Origin of the sequence: Pseudomonas sp. BW7P1, from assembly GCF_024981055.1 — a bacterium.
Taxonomy (GTDB): domain Bacteria; phylum Pseudomonadota; class Gammaproteobacteria; order Pseudomonadales; family Pseudomonadaceae; genus Aquipseudomonas; species Aquipseudomonas bananamidigenes.
Genome location: NZ_CP103374.1, coordinates 742949 through 759976, shown reverse-complemented (window position 1 = coordinate 759976; position 17028 = coordinate 742949). Strand labels below are relative to the sequence as shown.

The following is a 17028-nucleotide window of genomic DNA, read 5'->3' as shown; positions in this document are numbered from 1 at the left end:
TTTCCGTTTTGCGAGCGCTTCACATGCAAGCGGGAGCAAGCGCCCTCGCCACAATTGGCTTGAATCAATTACCGCGGATTTTTTCCACAATCGCCGTGGTCGAGCTGTTTTCCACCAGCCCCAGCACTTTCACGGTGCCGCCGTAGGCCTTGACGATATCGGCGCCGACAACCTGGTCGATGCCATAGTCCCCCCCCTTCACCAGCACATCCGGCTTGACCTCGCGCAGCAGGTTTTCCGGGGTGCCTTCAGGAAAGCTGATCACCCAGTCCACCGCGCCCAGTCCTGCGAGTACCGCCATGCGCCGGTCGACGCTGTTGATCGGTCGGCCCGGGCCTTTCAGGCGGCTGACCGAAGCGTCATCGTTGATCGCGACGATCAGGCGATCGCCTTGCGCTCGCGCCTGCTCGAGGTAGGTCACATGGCCTGCGTGCAGAATGTCGAAGCAGCCGTTGGTGAACACGATTTTCTCGTTGTGCGCCCGGGCATCGGCGACTGCCAGCAGCAGTTGCTCCAGACCCAGCACACCGCGCTCGGAACCTTCTTCGCGCTGAATCGCACGGCGCAGTTCCGGGGCGCTGATCGCCGCCGTACCCAGTTTGCCGACCACGATGCCCGCCGCCAGGTTGGCCAGCGCCACCGCGTGAGGCAACTCTTCGCCTGCTGCAATTGCCGCCGCCAGGGTGGAAATCACCGTGTCACCGGCACCGGTCACGTCGAACACTTCACGGGCACGGGCCGGCAGGTGCAGCGCCGGATGATCCGGACGCAGCAGGGTCATGCCGTGCTCGCCGCGAGTCACCAGCAGCGCGCCGAGTTCGAGATCGTGCATCAGCTTCGCGCCCTTGCTCACCAGTTCGTGTTCGTCGGCGCAGCCACCGACAATGGCTTCGAACTCGCTGAGGTTCGGGGTGATCAGGCTCGCACCCCGGTAGATCGAGAAATCCTTGCCCTTCGGGTCGGCCAGCACCGGAATGCCTTTGGCCCGGGCAGCCTGGATCAGCGCCTGGTGGTTTTTCAGGGCGCCTTTGCCGTAGTCGGAGAGCACCAGCACCTTGATGCCTTCCAGCAGGTCACAGACCTGGGAAACGAGCGCGCGCGCGTCGGTGGCGAACGGTTCTTCGAAATCGATACGCAGCAATTGCTGGTGCCGGCTCATGACCCGCAGCTTGACGATGGTCGGCTGGTGCGCAATGCGCTGGAACAAGGCCCGCACGCCGGCACCCTTGAGACTGTTGCTCAGGCTGTCGGCGGCTTCGTCGTCACCGGTCACTCCGACCAGCGACGCCGGCGCACCCAGCGCGGCAATGTTCAAGGCAACGTTGGCGGCACCGCCCGGGCGGTCTTCGATTTGCTCGACCTTTACAACCGGAACCGGCGCCTCAGGGGAAATCCGTGAGGTACCACCATGCCAGTAACGGTCGAGCATGACATCGCCGACCACCAAGACAGGGGCTTGATCGAATCGCGGCATGGACAACTTCATGGAGCAACCCACATACAAAATGAACAGGGGCGCGATATTAACACAGGGTGGGCGAAGGCTTGTGCGGTGGCTGCAACTGGATGAAACGAGAGGCTTTTCTGCTCATTTGTTGAGCAACAGGGCCGCCAGTCGATGGCAGGCGTCGGCCAGTTCGACCTCGTCTGTGTCAATCCGGCACTCGGCCGCCAGCGAGACTTCATAGGGTGCCTCATTCATAGCCAAGCATCTCGTAATCCCGCGCATAGACTCGCCGTACCAGGCGCCGGGTACGTTGCGTACAGAAGTCACGCGCCGGCTGCGGGCGACGCTGCCTGGAACCATTGGCGTGTTGCAGCCGGCTTGCCAGCCCGAGACGCTCGCACACCAGTTGGAAATCCCGTGCCAGATGCTCCTGATACCCGATGAAGTCCAGGGCGAGCCGGCCCAACGAATCAGTGAGAAAGTCGGTTTGCGCGGCGAAGTGCAATTGTCGCCCGATCGTGTCGGCATGCAGCCAGCGCGCAACGAAGTCGTCGAAGTCGCGGTAGTGCCTGACCAACTGCTGCGCGGCGTGATCACGCCCGCTCAGTTCGTTGCCGTGCAGGAAGGCATAGGCCGAATAGGCACGCTCCAGCGGATCACGCACGAAGGCAAATTTGAAGGCGGCGGCGAACTCCGCAGGAAACTGCTCTTCGTACCAATACAACGGCAGATGACCGGGACGCCAGCCATCGAACATCGCCTCGCACACACTGCTGCCGGCGCACTTGGGAACATGAATGAACAGACAGGATCGGCGGTCGAAGGCTTCGGGAAAGCGCAGGTTCGCCGACATCGATTTGTTTACCGCCTGTCGATCGACCACGGACAGGCGCCCCAGCAGAAAAGCCCGCTGCGGTTTGGGCAGCAGCTTCCACAGATAGCGTTGCAGCATGAAAGTACCCGCACGACGGGGATGGCCCCTTCGATGGAAGTCAGAGTTCTTCCGGGAACATAGCAAGCGCGGTGTCGGGTTTTATGCAGGTTTGGTCAAGAAGGGTAAGCCATTTGATACAAAGCATCGGGTGCATGGTGCACCCGATGACTTCATGGCCGGATCAGGCGATGTCTTCGGCCGGGGCATCGAGGCCCATGGCATTCAGGCGCGCGTAATAGCCATTCTGCGCCAACAGTTCATCGTGAGTGCCACGCTCGACGATCTGTCCCTGGTCCATGACCAGAATCAGGTCGGCCTTCTCGATGGTCGACAAGCGGTGGGCAATCACCAGTGTGGTGCGGCCCTTCATCACCTGGTCCAGGGCTGCCTGGATATGGCGCTCGGATTCGGTATCGAGGGCGGAAGTGGCCTCGTCGAGAATCAGCAGCGGCGCGTTCTTGAGCAAGGCGCGGGCAATTGCCAGGCGCTGGCGTTGACCGCCGGACAGCAAGACACCGTTCTCGCCCACCTGGGTATCGAGCCCCTGCGGCAGCTGCGCGATGAAGTCCATGGCGAAGGCATCACGCGCGGCTTTTTCGATGTCTTCACGCGGCGCCCCGGCCAGATCGCCGTAGGCGATGTTGTTGGCCACGGTGTCGCTGAACAGCGTGACGTGCTGGGTGACCTGGGCGATGTGGCGACGCAGGTTCAGCAGTTTGTACTGCTCGATCTCCACACCGTCGATCAGGATTTCGCCCTTGTCGTGGTGATAGAAGCGCGGGATCAGGTTGGCCAGCGTCGACTTGCCGCTGCCGGAGCGACCGACCAGCGCCACCATCTGCCCTGGCTCCACCGAGAAACTGATGTTGTCGAGCACCTGACGCTCGGTGCCTGGGTAGGTAAAGCTGAGGTTGCGTACCTCCAGACGACCGGTGACCGAGTCGCGCTCGACCGTACCGGTATCGACTTCCGGCTCGACGTCGAGCTGCTCGAAAATGCTTTCGGCACCCGCGACCCCCTTCTGGATGGTCGAGCTGACTTCGGACAACTGACGGATTGGCTTGGGCAGCAGGCCCGCCAGGGTGATGTAGGCCACCATGTCGCCAGCGGAGGCATCACCGCGCAGGAACAGCACCAGGAACATCAACACCGCCATGGCGGTGTAGATCACCAGTTGCAGCATCGGCGTGTAGATCGCGCCGGTGCGGGTCATGCGCAGCTGTTTGTCGGTGTTGCTCTGGCTGGCATTGAAGAAGCGTTTTTCTTCGTAGGCTTCGCCACCGAAACTGCGCACCACGCGATAGCCCTGGATGGTTTCCGATGCAACGTGGGTCACATCGCCCATCGCCAGCTGGATTTTCTTGCTCTGCTTGCGGAATTTCTTGCTCGCGGTACGCACCATCAAGGCGATGAGCGGCAGGATCGCCACCATCACCAGTGTCAGTTTCCAGTTCATGAACAGCAGCGAGGCGAACAGGAAGATTACTGTCATGCCTTCACGGATTACGACCTTGATCGCATCTGTTGCCGCCCCCGTGACCATGGTGACGTTGAAGGTGATGCGTGAAATCAGATGACCGGAGTTATGCTTGTCGAAATAGCGGTTCGGCAGCACCAGCAGATTGTTGAACAGTTGCACCCGCAGATCATGCACCAGCCCCAGGGAAACCTTGGCCAGGAAATAGTTGCCCAGATAGGAGCCGAAACCCTGCCATGCCGCGATCAGGATGATCAGCAGCGGTACGGCCTGCAGCAGTTGCAGGTCACGCAGGTAAGGGACGGTGGGAAACAGCGCGGCCTCCGGGTTGGAAAGCCCGTCGACGAAATACTTGAGAATGTAACCGAGCATCGGCTGGGTCGATGCGAAAATCAGGAATCCGACGATGCTGATCAGGAACAGACTGATATACGGCCGGACGTAGCCGAGCAGTCGGAAGTAGATTTTCAAGCTCGAAGGGCTTGCGGCGGGACTGGAGTCGGTCATATCACGGGAAAGTCGATAAAAAGGACGCTGACTTTAGCACAGCTTCTTCAGGGTTCTGGCAATCGCACAAAGGCTGTTATTGTTATGCGTCTTTTTCAGTGTCGAACTGCCATCAACGAAATGGCCGATCAATTTCAGGAATGAATCTCACAGCATGCAACTTCGCGGCTTCAGCAGTACGTCCAGTCGAATTTTCGACTTCATCAGCCTGTGGATACTTCCAGCCGGCTATTTCCTGCTTCTGTGCGCATTGTTCTTTCTGCCAGGGCGCAGCCTGCATCACAAGCTGTTCTATGGCCTGTTCAGCATCCCGGCACTGATCGCCCTTTGCCTGCGACCGCAGGCGTTCAAGGAACTGTTGCGCGAACCGATGATCGTCGCACTGCTTGTGTTCATCGCCTGGGCAATGCTCAGCCTGAGCTGGGGGCCCGTCGACGGCGAATCGTTCGGCGGCATGTTCAAGCCACCGCTGCACACACTGTTGCTGTTCGTCGGTTGCTATCTGCTCGTGCGGTACCGCAGTGAGATTCTTGCGCCAATACTGTTCGCCGCCGCCCTGGTCGCGCTGGTCGCCACCGCCTGTTTCCTGATCCCCTTTATCCAGCATTACCAACCCGGAATGCGTCTGGTCGGCGGAGGCGCTTTCGACAATCCACTGCTCAGTTCCCACCTGTTCGGCTTCTTCTGCGCCTATTGGCTCAGCGTCAGCATGTGCTGCAAGCATGCTCGCCTGCTCTGGCTCAGCCTGCCGGCGATGCTGATCATGTTTACCGCCGTGATCGCCACCGGCTCCAGAACCCCTCTGGTCGCACTGACTCTGGCTGCCCTGTGGCTGAGCTTCATTTGCTGGAACCGTCGCTCACTGTTGATGCTCGGAGCACTGGGTGCCGTCGGTATCACGGTCGTCGGCGTGTTTTCCAGAATGATCACCGAGCGGGGCGATTCCTACCGTTTCGAAATCTGGCAGATCGCCTTGCAGAAAATTGCCGATCACCCATGGATCGGCCACGGCTTCAACGCCGATCTGGCGATCGATCCGGGCGTCGGGTACAACTTTCAGGAACCCCACAGCTTTGCCCTGGGCGTCCTTTATTACGTCGGGGTTCTGGGTTTGCTGCCCTGGCTGTTTTTCCAGGCGTGGGGTTTGCTGAGCAGTTGGCGTCAACGGGTTCAGCCGCTGCTGATCATCGCGTCCACCTGGCTGGTCTTCGGCATCGGTGCCGGATTGACCGAAGGCGGAGGCATCATCTCGCGCCCGAAAGAGCACTGGTTCCTGCTGTGGATTCCACTGGCGCTGATCGCGGCACTGAGCATCAATCAGCGAGCCCGGCGCCTCTTGACCGTACCGGTGCAGAAACTGTCGGCCAGCGGTCTGCAACCATTGGCGGTCAATGCCCAGGTGATCGAAGAAGACGGCCTCGGCCCCAAGGTCCTGCGCCTGACCGATGGCAGCTTCCTCAAGCTGTTCCGCCGCCGCCGCTGGTACACCTCCGGTAACTTCAACCCGTATTCCGAACGTTTTGCCATCAATAGCGAACAATTGCGTCGGATGGGCATTCCGACCCCACAGGTGCTGAACCTGTACCGTCTCGACGACGGCAGCAGCGCGGTGCATTACGCGCCGTTGCCGGGGCACACCTTGCGCCAGGTACTTCAGGGCATCACCGCACCGGCCGTGCGGCAGGCTCTGGTCGAGCGTTTCGGCAAGTTCATGGCGCGCCTGCATGAACAGGGTGTGTATTTCCGGTCGCTGCATCTGGGCAACGTACTGGTGCTGGAGGACGGTGAGTTCGGATTGATCGACCTGGCGGATCTGCGCATCTACCCGTCCCCTTTGAGCCTTTCCCTGCGTCAACGTAACCTGCGCCACATGCAGCGCTACACGGAAGACAAGCGCTGGCTGTTCGAGGACCACTTCGATGCCCTGCTCCAGGGTTATTCGACGACGGCTTCCCAGGCGGCTGTCGATAATTTGCACAGGCAAGTGCAACAGGGAGGTCGCCCTGCCCGGGCCCACTGACCATGATGGAAACCAATCCTGTCTTCGCCGCGGTCGCGTATCTGCTCGCCATCGCGACTTCGATAATGTTCCTGCGCCTGGTTCCCAAGGCCGCCCTGCACCTGCAGCACAATGGTGAAAACCGCTACGGCACCATTGACGGCTTGCGTGGCTACCTGGCCTTTGGCGTTTTCATACACCACGCGATCATTACCTGGTTCTACCTGCACACCGGCGTGATCGACTTTCCGCCGAGCAACTTCTATTCGCAACTGGGTCAGGCCAGTGTCGCGCTGTTTTTCATGATCACCGGTTTCCTGTTCTGGAGCCGCCTGCTCAATCAGGGGCGCCAGCATGACTGGCTGGCATTTGCGGTATCACGGGTGTTTCGGCTTTATCCCCTATACCTGCCGCTGATGCTGATCGTGTTTGTCACCGTGTTCAATCTGCAGGACTGGGAACTGAAGGACTCTCCCGTAGAACTGGTCGGACAGGTATTGGGCTGGCTGACTTTCGACCGTCCGGATATCAATCAATACCACCAGAGCGGCATGTTGATCTCCAACGTGACCTGGACGCTGGCCTACGAAGTGTTCTTCTACCTGGCACTGCCACTGCTGGGCCTGGTGTTCATCTACCGCGGCCCCTGGCTGCAGGTCGTTCTGTGTCTGATCGGAGTCTATGCCCTGTACCAGGTCATCGGCTGGGAGCATTCACTGAAAAAGCATTTTCTGGCGAGTTTTCTTGGCGGCATCGCGGCGGCCTATTGGGTACGACGTCCGCACCTGGTCGCATGGGGGCGGACCCACGCCGCCACGGCGGTTGCCCTGTTGGCCCTGATTCTGGCAATGACCCTGTTCAAGCGCGCCTTTAGCCTGATGCCGCTCCTGCTGCTGGGCATGTTTTTCGTCGTCGTGGCATCGGGCAACCCGCTTTGGGGCGCCCTGCGCCTGCGCAGTGTCCGCTGGCTGGGAGAGATCAGCTACAGCACCTATCTGCTGCACGGTTATGTACTCTGGATCATGGTGCAGCAACTGCCGCACCTGATGTCCTTCAACCCACAGAACCCGGTCTCCTACCTGCTGTTGATGGCAGTCTGCAGCTGCCTGCTGATCGTCATCGCCAGCCTGACATTCCTGTACATCGAGAAGCCTGGAATCGAAGCCGGAAAGACATTCCTGCACTGGCTACGCCAGAAGCAGCGGCCGAAAAAACTGGCCGAGGAAGCCGCCCGGGAACGTTGAGCGGCTATGAGGTCTGGCGCTGGCGGGCATAAGTGAGGAATCCCTCGATGTCGTCACTGCACAGCGTTTGCGCCAGGCTGTGCAGTTCGGCTTCCGGCCAGTCCCACCAGGCACTTTGCAACAGTTGCTGGCGCTGCTCTTCAGGAAAGCGCCAGCGCAGGAATTTCGCCGGATTGCCCCCCATGACCGCATAAGGTTCGACATCCCGCGTGACCAGTGCGCCGGCCGCGATGATCGCGCCACTCCCGATCGTCACGCCTGACAGGATGGTGCAGTTGGAGCACAGCCAGACATCGTTGCCGATCGTCACATCCCCGTGAGTGCCGCTGTAATCGCGAATGTGCGCGGCCTGCGGCAGCATCGCCGGGAACGGGAAGGTGGTCACCCAGTCCGCCCGATGATGCCCGCCGAGAAAGATCTGCACGCCTTCGGCAATCGAACAGTAGGCGCCGATCTGCAGCGTCGAGCCTTCCTTCCAGTCATGAACGATCGGCAGGCCATAGCTGCCCCGGCCAAAGCTGTAATCAGGATAAGCCTGGGTGAACCGTGCAGCGCCGCGCTCGATCTTCGGCAACTTGCGAATCGCCCGTTTGGCGCGTCGCTCACGCCAGCGCTGAAGCCAGCCCATGAATCAGTCCTTTTCCAGCGGCGAAAACAGCAACCGGCCCAGACCGCGCCAGGTTTTCTTGTTCCAGGCCTTGAACGGGATCTGCGCCAACAGTTCTCGAGCCAGTTTGCGGTTGCGGTTGGCTGTTTTCAGGAACATCGAATTGAGCGATTTGTAGCGCACCTCGTCGTACAGAGGGTGATCGCTGAACAGCGCGTAGGTACGAAGGATGTTTTCGATCATGAAGCGGTGGTTCTTGTAGGAGTTGGTGGCGTGCTTGCGATAGCGCGCCATCACGACGTTCAGACCGTCGATGAAATACCCGGCGCGGGTGATTTTCAACTCGATGTACAGATCCTCGAGACGAATCGTCGGATCGAATCCGCCCACCTTGTCCAGGGCCTCACGGCGGATCATCAGGGTCGGTGCCGGCGGATACGGTTTGCGCTCCAGGAACATGTCATCGAAGTCCAGACGCCGGAACGGCACGTCCCGGCGCTGACGCTTCTCCGGGTAAAGGTTGCCGTCGGCGTCCATCAATTCGATGTTGCCGGCGCAGATGCCGACTTCCGGTTTGCCGTCCATGTAGGCGACCTGGGTGGCGATACGATCCGGGTACATGATGTCGTCGGAACCGAACGGCACGATCAGACTGCCCCTGGCCCGTGCGATCGCGCCGTTGAGCGTGTTGGTCAGGCCCTGGTTCTGCTGCACGCGGAAATCGAACCCGTACTTTTCCTGCAAGGCCTTGATGCGCTCGACACTGTCATCCTTCGAACCGTCGTCGACCACCAGCAGCTCAATATTCTTGTAGCTCTGGTTAATGACGCTGAGGATGCTTTCCTCGATGTACGGTCCGTGGTTGTAGGACGCGATGATGACGGTGACGAGGGGCTGGGCATCGCTCAGGGCTGCTGACTCACTCATGGCTCTTTCTTCGCTCACGGCTGCTCCTTGCGGGCCTGCTCAAGGCCGGAGTCGATGAGGTTCAGGTATTCCTGGCGGAAGACCTCGATATCGTGCTGTTCCTGCAAATAGCGGTAGGCCTGTTCGCCCTTGGCCTTGAGCTCGTCATCCGAAAGCCCCAGGTAGGTGTCCAGCGCCGCAACCAGGCTCGGCACGTCCTTGGGCGTGATCGCCAGGCCGCCGGCGCCTTCGATCAGCGGCAACATGGCCGGTACGTTCGACGCGATCACCGGCAAGTGCCCGCTCATGCCTTCCAGCAGGGCCAGGCCCAGACCTTCGGCCAGCGACGGCATGGTCCAGATATCGAACGCACGCACGTACTGCAGGGCGTTTTCCTTGAAGCCCAGCAAGTGGGCGCGACCGCTCAGGCCGAGCTGCTCGATCTCGGCGGCCAACGGCGCTTGCAGGCGTCCGGCACCGATGATTGCCAGTTGGGTGTTCGGGTATTTGTCTTTCAGCTGGGCGAAGGCCTGCAACAAATAAGTGTGGCCCTTCACCGACACCAGCCGCCCCAGCGCACCGATCAGGCGCACATTCGGGTCGACGCCCAGCAGCTCGCGGGCACGCTCGCGGCTGTGCTGCAAGCCTTCGGCCTGTTCGATGTCGATGGCGTTGGTGATCGCACAGGTATTGCGGTCAGTAAAACCGCAATCGCAGTCCAGCAGGTACTGTTTGACCGCCGGCGATACGCCGACGAAACGCCAGTGCCGGTCGATCAGGCGTTGCGTCTGGCGACGACGGTAGAAGCGGTCGTATTCGCCGAAACCGTGAGAAATACCGATGCACAACGGCACTTTCAACCAGCGGTTGAGCGTCAGCATCATGTTCACCGGTTTGAAGCGGTTGCAGATCACCACATCGAACTTTTCCCGCCGGCAGAACTTGTACAGCTGCCACATCGCCCGCAGGCGCATGCCTTTGAGGGCCTTGTCGGAAAACTCGAAATACACCGAACGGTCGGCCCGGCTGACGGCTTCCCCCGGGCCGGGTTTGCCACGCAGAAATGCCGCCGTCACCTCATAACGATCCGTCGGCAGGGCCTTGACGATCTGTTCGGCGAGGTCGGCAAAGTCATGGGATTTGACGTTGTAGTCGGGTTGCAGCTGCAGAACCTTTGCGCGTTGACTCATGACTCTCCCCGTTGCGCACCCGTCGCGCCTGTTTCACTCTGCTTCAGCAGCCAGAACAGCTCCTGGCGCCTGACCGCTTTGCGGAAAAATTCGTTCTCGCCGTAGACCGACGGCCTGCGCCCGGCCAACAGCCGTTGAATCAGCCGGCGCAGGCGCCGCTTGAACGGTGCCGGCGGCTGCAGGTCATGCATCATGCCCAGCGCCATCGCCTTGTCCCGTTGCAACTCGATCGGCAGCGGCAGGCACAACGGCTGCATCGCGACTGTCGCATCGAAGGTCGGTGGCAAGGCAATGCCCTGCCCGCTGTCGCCCATCGGCCAGCGGTCGTTGTCGTGCAGGTGGTTGGCGTAACCGAGCAGCGTCGGCTGCCAGTCCAGGCCGCGCAAGGCTTCCAGCACGGCTTCCTGGGCGCAGATATGGTCGGGATGCGGATCCAGCGTCGGGTGTGGCAACACGATCACGTCCGGGCGCGCACGATTCAGAACCTCACACAGGTCGGCCAGCAGATTGTTCCAGGTCGGTGCGCCGTCGGCATCGCCGGGCAACGTAAACGGATTCAACTGGCGGAACAGGCGCGTATCGCTCAGATCGGCTTCCCGCGAGCCCACCGGTCGATTCGGCGCAGCCTGCATCGCCGCCAGTTGCAGACAGAAGTATCCGAGCTGCACGCAGTGGTCCTGCGGCACGCCGGCCCAACGCGGCACGGCGAGGCTGTCCCAGGCCCGCAGACGGCCCTTGAGACGTGCCGCCTCGACCTTGTTCAGACCCATTTGTTGATAATGTTCGGCTTCGATCTCGCCGGCGGTCAGGGTCACGATCCAGGCTTCTTTGGCCTGGCTGTACAGACCGTAGGCGGCCAGTTCGGCATCGTCGGCGTGAGGCGCGATGACCATCACCCGCTGCTGGCGGTAGTCCGGTTGTTCGAGCGCCCACAGCATCGGCTCACCGGACACCCGGCAAAAGCGCCCGCGCAGACGCAACTGGCCTTGCGACAAGGCTTGCGCCTGACCGCTGAGGTTCAGATATCGCAGACCGTTGACACCACGTTCGAACGTCTGCGCATCAGGATTGGCGCCACCGGCCAACTCGACCCGAGGATCGAAGAAGCGTCCCAAAAAGCTGCTTTTGACCTTCACGGCGAGGATCAGCGTGGCATCGTCCACCAGCATCACGCCCTCGTCGAGACGCAATTGCTCACCGTCCAGATACACTTTCGGCTGCGGGGTGAACGGCGGAAAACTGTATTGGTAATCGTCCTTCGGCGAATAGAACAGGTGATCGGCGAACCACGCTTCGTGGACAATCCAGCCGATGACCGCCAGCACCGGCGGCAACCACCAGGCCACCAGCACGCCGAGGGCGATCAAGACGATCAGCGCGATCAACAGGCCGATCCGTTTATTGCGCCGATGACGCTTGAGCAGTTGCTGTTTGCGGCTCATGGGCTGACTCATACGGTGAAGACCGGCACGGGATTGCACCAGCGATCCTTGTATTCACGGTCGGCACGACCGAAGGAAAAACGCAGCGGCTTGTTCAGTGCCCGGGCTTGTTCCCAGGCACTTTGCGTATTGAGGAAACTCAGAACGCTGCCGGGACTGAATTCGCGGGTTTCAGGGTCGACACCGCCGTTGATGTACTCGACGCTGATCCACTCCGGGGCTTCGACGCGATACACCAGTTGAATGGCAATCGGCGCATCGTTGAGGAAGATCACCGAACCGATCAACAGCTCGCGCAACAGCTCGATGACCTCGGCCATGCGTGCCGCGCCAGTGGCCGGAAAACCCCAGCGGCGCTGGAACAGATCGCAATAAATCGCCGACAGTTCGCTACTTGAGAATTCGCTGACCGACCGCACCACACCGCCCGCCTCTTCCAGCAGGCGCAGTTCGCGGCGCTGGTTGTAGCGAAACTTCTTCGACAACTCTTCAGGGGTACGGGCCATGGCCAGTTGTTCGGCCTGCAACTTGAGGCCGCTGAAACGACTTTCGTTGAGCGCCGACAGGTAGCGCCCGCGATGACGCAGCGGGGCCCGGGCATCGGCGGCGGCCGGCAGGATCAGCTCGGCGTTGCCGAGGTCGAACAGGCCTTTCTTGCCACTGCGCTTGAGCACGTCCTTGGACAAGGCCAGATCGCGGCCCCAGGTCGGGATCGCCGCCTTGACTTCGCCTTGCTGCTCCCAGGCCAGATAACGCACCGGGATGCCGGCCAGATTGGCCAGCCGTTCGACGACCATGGGATGAGTCGCGACGCTGCCGCCAAATCGCTGCCAGGCCTGTGCATAAGTTGAGGCGTCAACGGGCGACCAGCCACGCTCGCGCCAGCCTTGAAATCGGTTGAGCATCAGCCCCTCGGTGCCAGATCGGTAACTTGCGGCAAATGCCAGAAGGTGTCGCGTACGGCGCGGTCGGAGAAGCGCTCGCGCAGGCGGTCGAACATCAGCTCGGCGCACTGGCGACGCTGCTGCTCGTCCATGCCGGCCAGGTGTTTCAGGCCCTGGGCCAGATGCTCGGCATCACCCAGCGGGAACAGAATGCCCACGCCCTCGACCACTTCCTTCGCCCCGCCGCACGCCGTGGCCAGCAACGGCACGCCGGCGGCCATGGCCTCCAGCAGCACCATGCCGAACGGCTCATGGTCGGAGCTCAGGGCAAACACATCGAATGCACGGAAGTAATTGCGCGCATCCGGCACCTGACCGAGAAACAGCACGCGATCACCGATCCCCAGCTCGCGGGCCAGGGCCTTGAGTTCGTCCTCAAGACGGCCCTTGCCGAGAATCACCAGTTGGCTGTTGGCCGGCAGACCGGGCAGTGCCGCGGCAAAACCGTGCAGCAGCGTGGCCTGATCCTTGTCCGGGTGCAGGCGACCGACGTTGCCGACAATGAATGCATCGGCAGAAAGCCCCAGGGTCTCGCGGGCTTCACGGGCGGACACCTGACTCATCTGCAACGCCGAAACATCGATGCGGTTGTAGAGGGTCTGGATGCGGGTCGCCGGCCATTTCGGCAGGCAGCGGCGCATGTCGTCGCGCACCGCATCGGACACGCCGAGCAGGCTCAGGCGCTTGCGGAAAATATGCGCGAACAGTTTGCGCGAACCGCGTTTGTAATCGCCAAACGCGTGATGCACGCCAATCACCGGCAGCGAAGTGCCGAGCAAGGCGATGTAGATCGGCTTGAAGCGATGGGCGATGCAGAAACTGAAATTGCGTGAAGCGGCGATCTTGCGCAGATCGCCGATGGCGCCCAGCTTCAGGCCACGAATGGCCTTGGAGCTGTATTCCATGAACAACACTTCGTCGGAGGCGCAGGCCGCGGCCACCTCGCTATCGGCCGCCCCGGTCAGAAAGACCGTGGTGACCCGATAACCGGTGCCCGCGAACAGGCTGGCGTACTGCCGCGCGCAGTCCAGGAACGGCCCGTCATAGCCGTGGCAGAACTGCAGCACATGGCGTTCAGCCGAGCGTGTCATAAGCGTTTGCGCCTTCTTTGACTACCAGGATGTCTTCCATGATCAGGTACTGCAGATCCGAGCCGAAGAACATGTTCAGGGCGTCGGTCGGCGAGCAGATCATCGGCTCGCCACGGCGGTTGAGCGAGGTGTTCAGGGACACGCCGTTGCCGGTCAGCACTTCCAGCGCCTTCATCATGTCGTAGTAGCGCGGGTTGTATTCGCGCTTGAGCACCTGGGCCCGGGACGTGCCGTCTTCGTGGACGACTTCCGGCACGCGGGTCTTCCACTCCTCCGCCACTTCGAAGGTGAAGGTCATGAACGGCGCCGGGTGATCGATCTTGATCATCTGTGGCGCCACGGTGTCGAGCATCGACGGGCAGAAAGGCCTCCAGCGCTCGCGGAACTTGATCTGATGGTTGATGCGATCAGCCACGCCGGTCACGCTCGGGCAACCGATGATCGAACGACCACCCAGCGCACGCGGACCGAACTCCATGCGGCCCTGGAACCAGGCCACCGGGTTGCCGTCGACCATGATTTTGGCGATCTGCTCCGGCATGTTGTCGAGCTTGCGCCAGGTCGGCTTGTTCTCGTGACGAGCGCAGGCGGCGATCACGTCTTCGTTGCTGTACGACGGGCCGAGGTAGACGTGTTCCATCTTCTCGACCGGTACGCCACGGGCGTTGGACACATAGGCCGCTGCGCCGACTGCGGTGCCGGCATCGCCGGAGGCCGGCTGTACGAACAGCTCCTTGACGTCGTCACGGGCGATGATTTTCTGGTTGAGCTTGACGTTCAACGCACAGCCGCCGGCGTAGGCCAGTTTGCCGGTTTCCTTGAGCACGTCGCCCAGGTAGTAGTCGATCATCTGCAGCGCGATTTTTTCGAACAGCGCCTGAATGCTGGCGGCGTAGTGGATGTACGGTTCGTCGGCGATGTCGCCTTCGCGCTTCGGACCCAGCCACTCGATCAGCTTCGGCGAGAAGTAGTAACCCTTGCCCTTCTCTTTATAGCGACGCAGGCCGATCACGTTGGCGTAGTCGGTATTGATCACCAGCTCGCCGTTCTCGAAGGAAGCCAGGCGGGAGAAATCATACTTGCTGGCGTCGCCGTACGGCGCCATGCCCATGACCTTGAACTCGCCGTCCAGCATGTCGAAACCGAGGAACTCGGTAATCGCGCCGTACAGGCCGCCGAGGGAGTCCGGATCGAAGAATTCCTTGATCTTGTGGATCTTGCCGTTTTCCCCGTAACCGAAGAAGGTCGTGGCGTATTCGCCCTTGCCGTCGATGCCGAGGATCGCGGTTTTTTCTTTGAAACCCGAACAGTGGTAGGCGCTGGAAGCGTGAGCCAGGTGGTGTTCAACCGGTTCGATCTTGATTTTCTTCGGATCGAAGCCCAGTTGCTCCAGGCACCAGACGATTTTCTTGCGATAGCGCTTGTAGCGACGGTTGCCCATCAGGATCGCGTCGAGCGCGCGGTCCGGGGCGTACCAGTAACGCTTGGCGTACTGCCAGCGGGCCTTGCCGAAAATGCTGATCGGGGCGAACGGAATCGCCACCACGTCAACGTCGGACGGCTTGATGCCGGCCTGTTCCAGGCAGAACTTCGCCGATTCGTAGGGCATGCGGTTCTTTGCATGTTTATCGCGTACGAAGCGCTCTTCCTCAGCCGCCGCCACCAGCTTGCCGTCGATGTACAGGGCCGCGGAAGGATCATGGCTAAGGGCGCCGGACAGGCCAAGAATCGTCAATGCCACAGGGGTCTAGCCTCTTTAGTCTGCATTCAGGCGCGATGCGCCTTGAAAAATGATGTGCCCTCGCACCGGGCGAGAGACAGCTAAAGGGCGGGATTATAGCTTAAAAGCGCCGACAAACCTCTAGCGGAACTGGCCGGCCGGTGCGTTGACACTCGAGCAGCATCGACATAGACTCCAACACAAATGGACTGGGAGATCCCGGTCGGCGCTAATGCCTCGGTGAGATCATCGGGGCTTTTCGCTTTCTGGGGATGGGAAAATCTTCAACCCCCAATTCTCGAAACCCTCTCCAACCTTGCTCCGCCCTCCGCTGCAATAGAACTTGCGCTTGAGCACGTCAAAAGCACGGTTTCCCTGACCCGCCCTCAAAACGTTCATGCCAATGGGCCTCGCAACAAGATCGGCTAGCTGCAGGCCGGTGGAGTTCACCTGCTTAGTTGCAAAAACGATGTCAAACGGCAGTTGAATGCCCCATCGATTCGCCCCGCCACACATCCTGCGAAACTCCAACTCAAGCTCGTTATCCTCTCGCCTTCCTCGGCGCTCGAAAATCACATGCGTCAGTGCCTCTTGTTGATTCTTCTCCTGCAAAAACTCATAGAGCGTTTCCAGACAAAAGCCGAGAGCGAGGTGATAAGGATTGTGTCCCGTGCCCTGTTTCTCGCGAAGGGAAGCCTTGTCCACGACGCAACTGATCAGAACGAAGTTGCTGGCTTCAATGATGCAAGTCAGCTCCTCAAGAAAAGCACTCTTGTGCTCTCTCGACATGAAGAGGCCAGAAAATGCTCCTTTTTCTTTACGAATTTCGAGTTCATGCAGACCGATCAGATCGTGCCCCATATGGGCAAACTTGAATTTCTGCAGTGCCGGAATGACCTTCTCGCAATAATGCCTCTTATGAAAGGCACAAAACGCGAGCACGAAGACTGGATAGTTGGGATCCAGTCTCTGCATCCCATGATCACCGCTCTCATCGACATAAACGATGACGTCACTGTATTCAGTGGTTGTGGGCAAAGTAATTACCCACGGCCTGGCCGCCAATAAACACTGATATTCCCGTCCGCCGCCTGGCGATAGATCGTGTACGGAAGAAAAGCCGTGTCAAATACCCCGGACAGAGTCATGTCGAGCAGAACGGCCGGCACCAGAATTCCGGTGGGATCGGGCGGTGCGTGCAGCAGGCAGAAATCATGGGCGAGTCCGCTGTAGATGCGCGGAATGGACTGGCAGTAGGTCTTTTGTTTGCGCAAGCTGCGCGTGGCGTCTTCGTCGCCCTGCAACACGGTGACGGCGGTGCCGCAGCCGGTCAGGGCCAGTGAAAGTGCACCGATGGTGATAGCCGTTTTGATGATCAAGGTTTGCCCTCCTGAAACGTCGGGGCAAACTAGCATCGGAGCTTTATGGGAGGCAGTTCATGGGTTCTGACCAAGCCGTAGGACAAATCACAAGGATTTGTCGCCACATGCCCTACCCAATTTCTATTGCAGAAATGTCTT

Annotated in this window: 13 protein-coding genes and 1 pseudogene; 2 read left to right on the top strand and 12 right to left on the bottom strand. The window is 60.4% G+C overall.

The window, feature by feature from the left end:
• Nucleotides 1-64 precede the first annotated feature (64 nt).
• The 3 genes from hldE to msbA all read right to left on the bottom strand — a co-directional run bounded on the left by hldE (nucleotide 65) and on the right by msbA (nucleotide 4365).
• Entirely contained in the window at nucleotides 65-1486 is a 1422-nt protein-coding gene (gene hldE, locus NWV16_RS03355) for a bifunctional D-glycero-beta-D-manno-heptose-7-phosphate kinase/D-glycero-beta-D-manno-heptose 1-phosphate adenylyltransferase HldE (RefSeq protein WP_260521965.1), read from the bottom strand.
• A gap of 208 nt (nucleotides 1487-1694) precedes the next feature.
• On the bottom strand, nucleotides 1695-2399 hold the full coding sequence (locus tag NWV16_RS03350) for a sulfotransferase family protein (RefSeq protein WP_260521964.1): 705 nt from the start codon (nucleotides 2397-2399) through the stop codon (nucleotides 1695-1697).
• A 163-nt stretch (nucleotides 2400-2562) separates the two neighbouring features.
• Nucleotides 2563-4365, bottom strand: coding sequence for a lipid A export permease/ATP-binding protein MsbA (msbA, locus tag NWV16_RS03345; protein WP_260521963.1), 1803 nt, complete (start codon nucleotides 4363-4365; stop codon nucleotides 2563-2565).
• A gap of 154 nt (nucleotides 4366-4519) precedes the next feature.
• Here msbA and NWV16_RS03340 point away from each other — a divergent pair, with 154 nt between their 5' ends.
• Nucleotides 4520-6385, top strand: a complete 1866-nt coding sequence (locus NWV16_RS03340) for a bifunctional O-antigen ligase/aminoglycoside phosphotransferase family protein (protein WP_260521962.1) — start codon at nucleotides 4520-4522, stop codon at nucleotides 6383-6385.
• A 2-nt stretch (nucleotides 6386-6387) separates the two neighbouring features.
• Nucleotides 6388-7608: an acyltransferase family protein gene (locus NWV16_RS03335; RefSeq protein ID WP_260521961.1), complete on the top strand. Its 1221-nt coding sequence runs from the start codon at nucleotides 6388-6390 to the stop codon at nucleotides 7606-7608.
• Between the two features lie 4 nt (nucleotides 7609-7612).
• Here NWV16_RS03335 and NWV16_RS03330 read toward each other — a convergent pair whose 3' ends face one another.
• The 9 genes and pseudogenes from NWV16_RS03330 to NWV16_RS03290 all read right to left on the bottom strand — a co-directional run bounded on the left by NWV16_RS03330 (nucleotide 7613) and on the right by NWV16_RS03290 (nucleotide 16887).
• Nucleotides 7613-8236, bottom strand: a complete 624-nt coding sequence (locus tag NWV16_RS03330) for a CatB-related O-acetyltransferase (RefSeq protein ID WP_260521960.1) — start codon at nucleotides 8234-8236, stop codon at nucleotides 7613-7615.
• 3 nt (nucleotides 8237-8239) lie between these two features.
• Nucleotides 8240-9124: a glycosyltransferase gene (locus tag NWV16_RS03325; RefSeq protein ID WP_312846929.1), complete on the bottom strand. Its 885-nt coding sequence runs from the start codon at nucleotides 9122-9124 to the stop codon at nucleotides 8240-8242.
• 32 nt (nucleotides 9125-9156) lie between these two features.
• Entirely contained in the window at nucleotides 9157-10311 is a 1155-nt protein-coding gene (locus NWV16_RS03320) for a glycosyltransferase (protein ID WP_260521958.1), read from the bottom strand.
• Nucleotides 10308-11753, bottom strand: coding sequence for a PIG-L deacetylase family protein (locus NWV16_RS03315; RefSeq protein WP_260521957.1), 1446 nt, complete (start codon nucleotides 11751-11753; stop codon nucleotides 10308-10310). The genes NWV16_RS03320 and NWV16_RS03315 overlap by 4 nt, the downstream gene beginning before the upstream one ends.
• Before the next feature lie 8 nt (nucleotides 11754-11761).
• The gene (locus tag NWV16_RS03310; protein ID WP_260521956.1) at nucleotides 11762-12658 is read right to left on the bottom strand and encodes an antimicrobial resistance protein Mig-14; all 897 of its coding nucleotides are present in this window, start codon (nucleotides 12656-12658) and stop codon (nucleotides 11762-11764) included.
• A complete protein-coding gene (locus tag NWV16_RS03305; protein ID WP_260521955.1) occupies nucleotides 12658-13788 on the bottom strand; it encodes a glycosyltransferase in 1131 nt (376 codons plus the stop codon). The genes NWV16_RS03310 and NWV16_RS03305 overlap by 1 nt, the downstream gene beginning before the upstream one ends.
• A complete protein-coding gene (locus NWV16_RS03300; RefSeq protein ID WP_065258727.1) occupies nucleotides 13772-15529 on the bottom strand; it encodes a carbamoyltransferase in 1758 nt (585 codons plus the stop codon). Before NWV16_RS03300 ends, NWV16_RS03305 begins: the two co-directional genes overlap by 17 nt.
• Nucleotides 15530-15754: 225 nt before the next feature.
• Nucleotides 15755-16528 (bottom strand): annotated as a pseudogene (locus NWV16_RS03295) (DUF3800 domain-containing protein); the annotation flags it as partial.
• 23 nt (nucleotides 16529-16551) lie between these two features.
• Nucleotides 16552-16887: a YceK/YidQ family lipoprotein gene (locus tag NWV16_RS03290; protein WP_260521954.1), complete on the bottom strand. Its 336-nt coding sequence runs from the start codon at nucleotides 16885-16887 to the stop codon at nucleotides 16552-16554.
• Nucleotides 16888-17028: the final 141 nt, after the last annotated feature.

Bases quoted from the DNA above. Each gene is read 5' to 3' on its own strand.
- hldE (WP_260521965.1), bottom strand. From the start codon at position 1,486: ATGAAGTTGTCCATGCCGCGATTCGATCAAGCCCCTGTCTTGGTGGTC.
- NWV16_RS03350 (WP_260521964.1), bottom strand. From the start codon at position 2,399: ATGCTGCAACGCTATCTGTGGAAGCTGCTGCCCAAACCGCAGCGGGCT.
- msbA (WP_260521963.1), bottom strand. From the start codon at position 4,365: ATGACCGACTCCAGTCCCGCCGCAAGCCCTTCGAGCTTGAAAATCTAC.
- NWV16_RS03340 (WP_260521962.1), top strand. From the start codon at position 4,520: ATGCAACTTCGCGGCTTCAGCAGTACGTCCAGTCGAATTTTCGACTTC.
- NWV16_RS03335 (WP_260521961.1), top strand. From the start codon at position 6,388: ATGATGGAAACCAATCCTGTCTTCGCCGCGGTCGCGTATCTGCTCGCC.
- NWV16_RS03330 (WP_260521960.1), bottom strand. From the start codon at position 8,236: ATGGGCTGGCTTCAGCGCTGGCGTGAGCGACGCGCCAAACGGGCGATT.
- NWV16_RS03320 (WP_260521958.1), bottom strand. From the start codon at position 10,311: ATGAGTCAACGCGCAAAGGTTCTGCAGCTGCAACCCGACTACAACGTC.
- NWV16_RS03315 (WP_260521957.1), bottom strand. From the start codon at position 11,753: ATGAGCCGCAAACAGCAACTGCTCAAGCGTCATCGGCGCAATAAACGG.
- NWV16_RS03310 (WP_260521956.1), bottom strand. From the start codon at position 12,658: ATGCTCAACCGATTTCAAGGCTGGCGCGAGCGTGGCTGGTCGCCCGTT.
- NWV16_RS03305 (WP_260521955.1), bottom strand. From the start codon at position 13,788: ATGACACGCTCGGCTGAACGCCATGTGCTGCAGTTCTGCCACGGCTAT.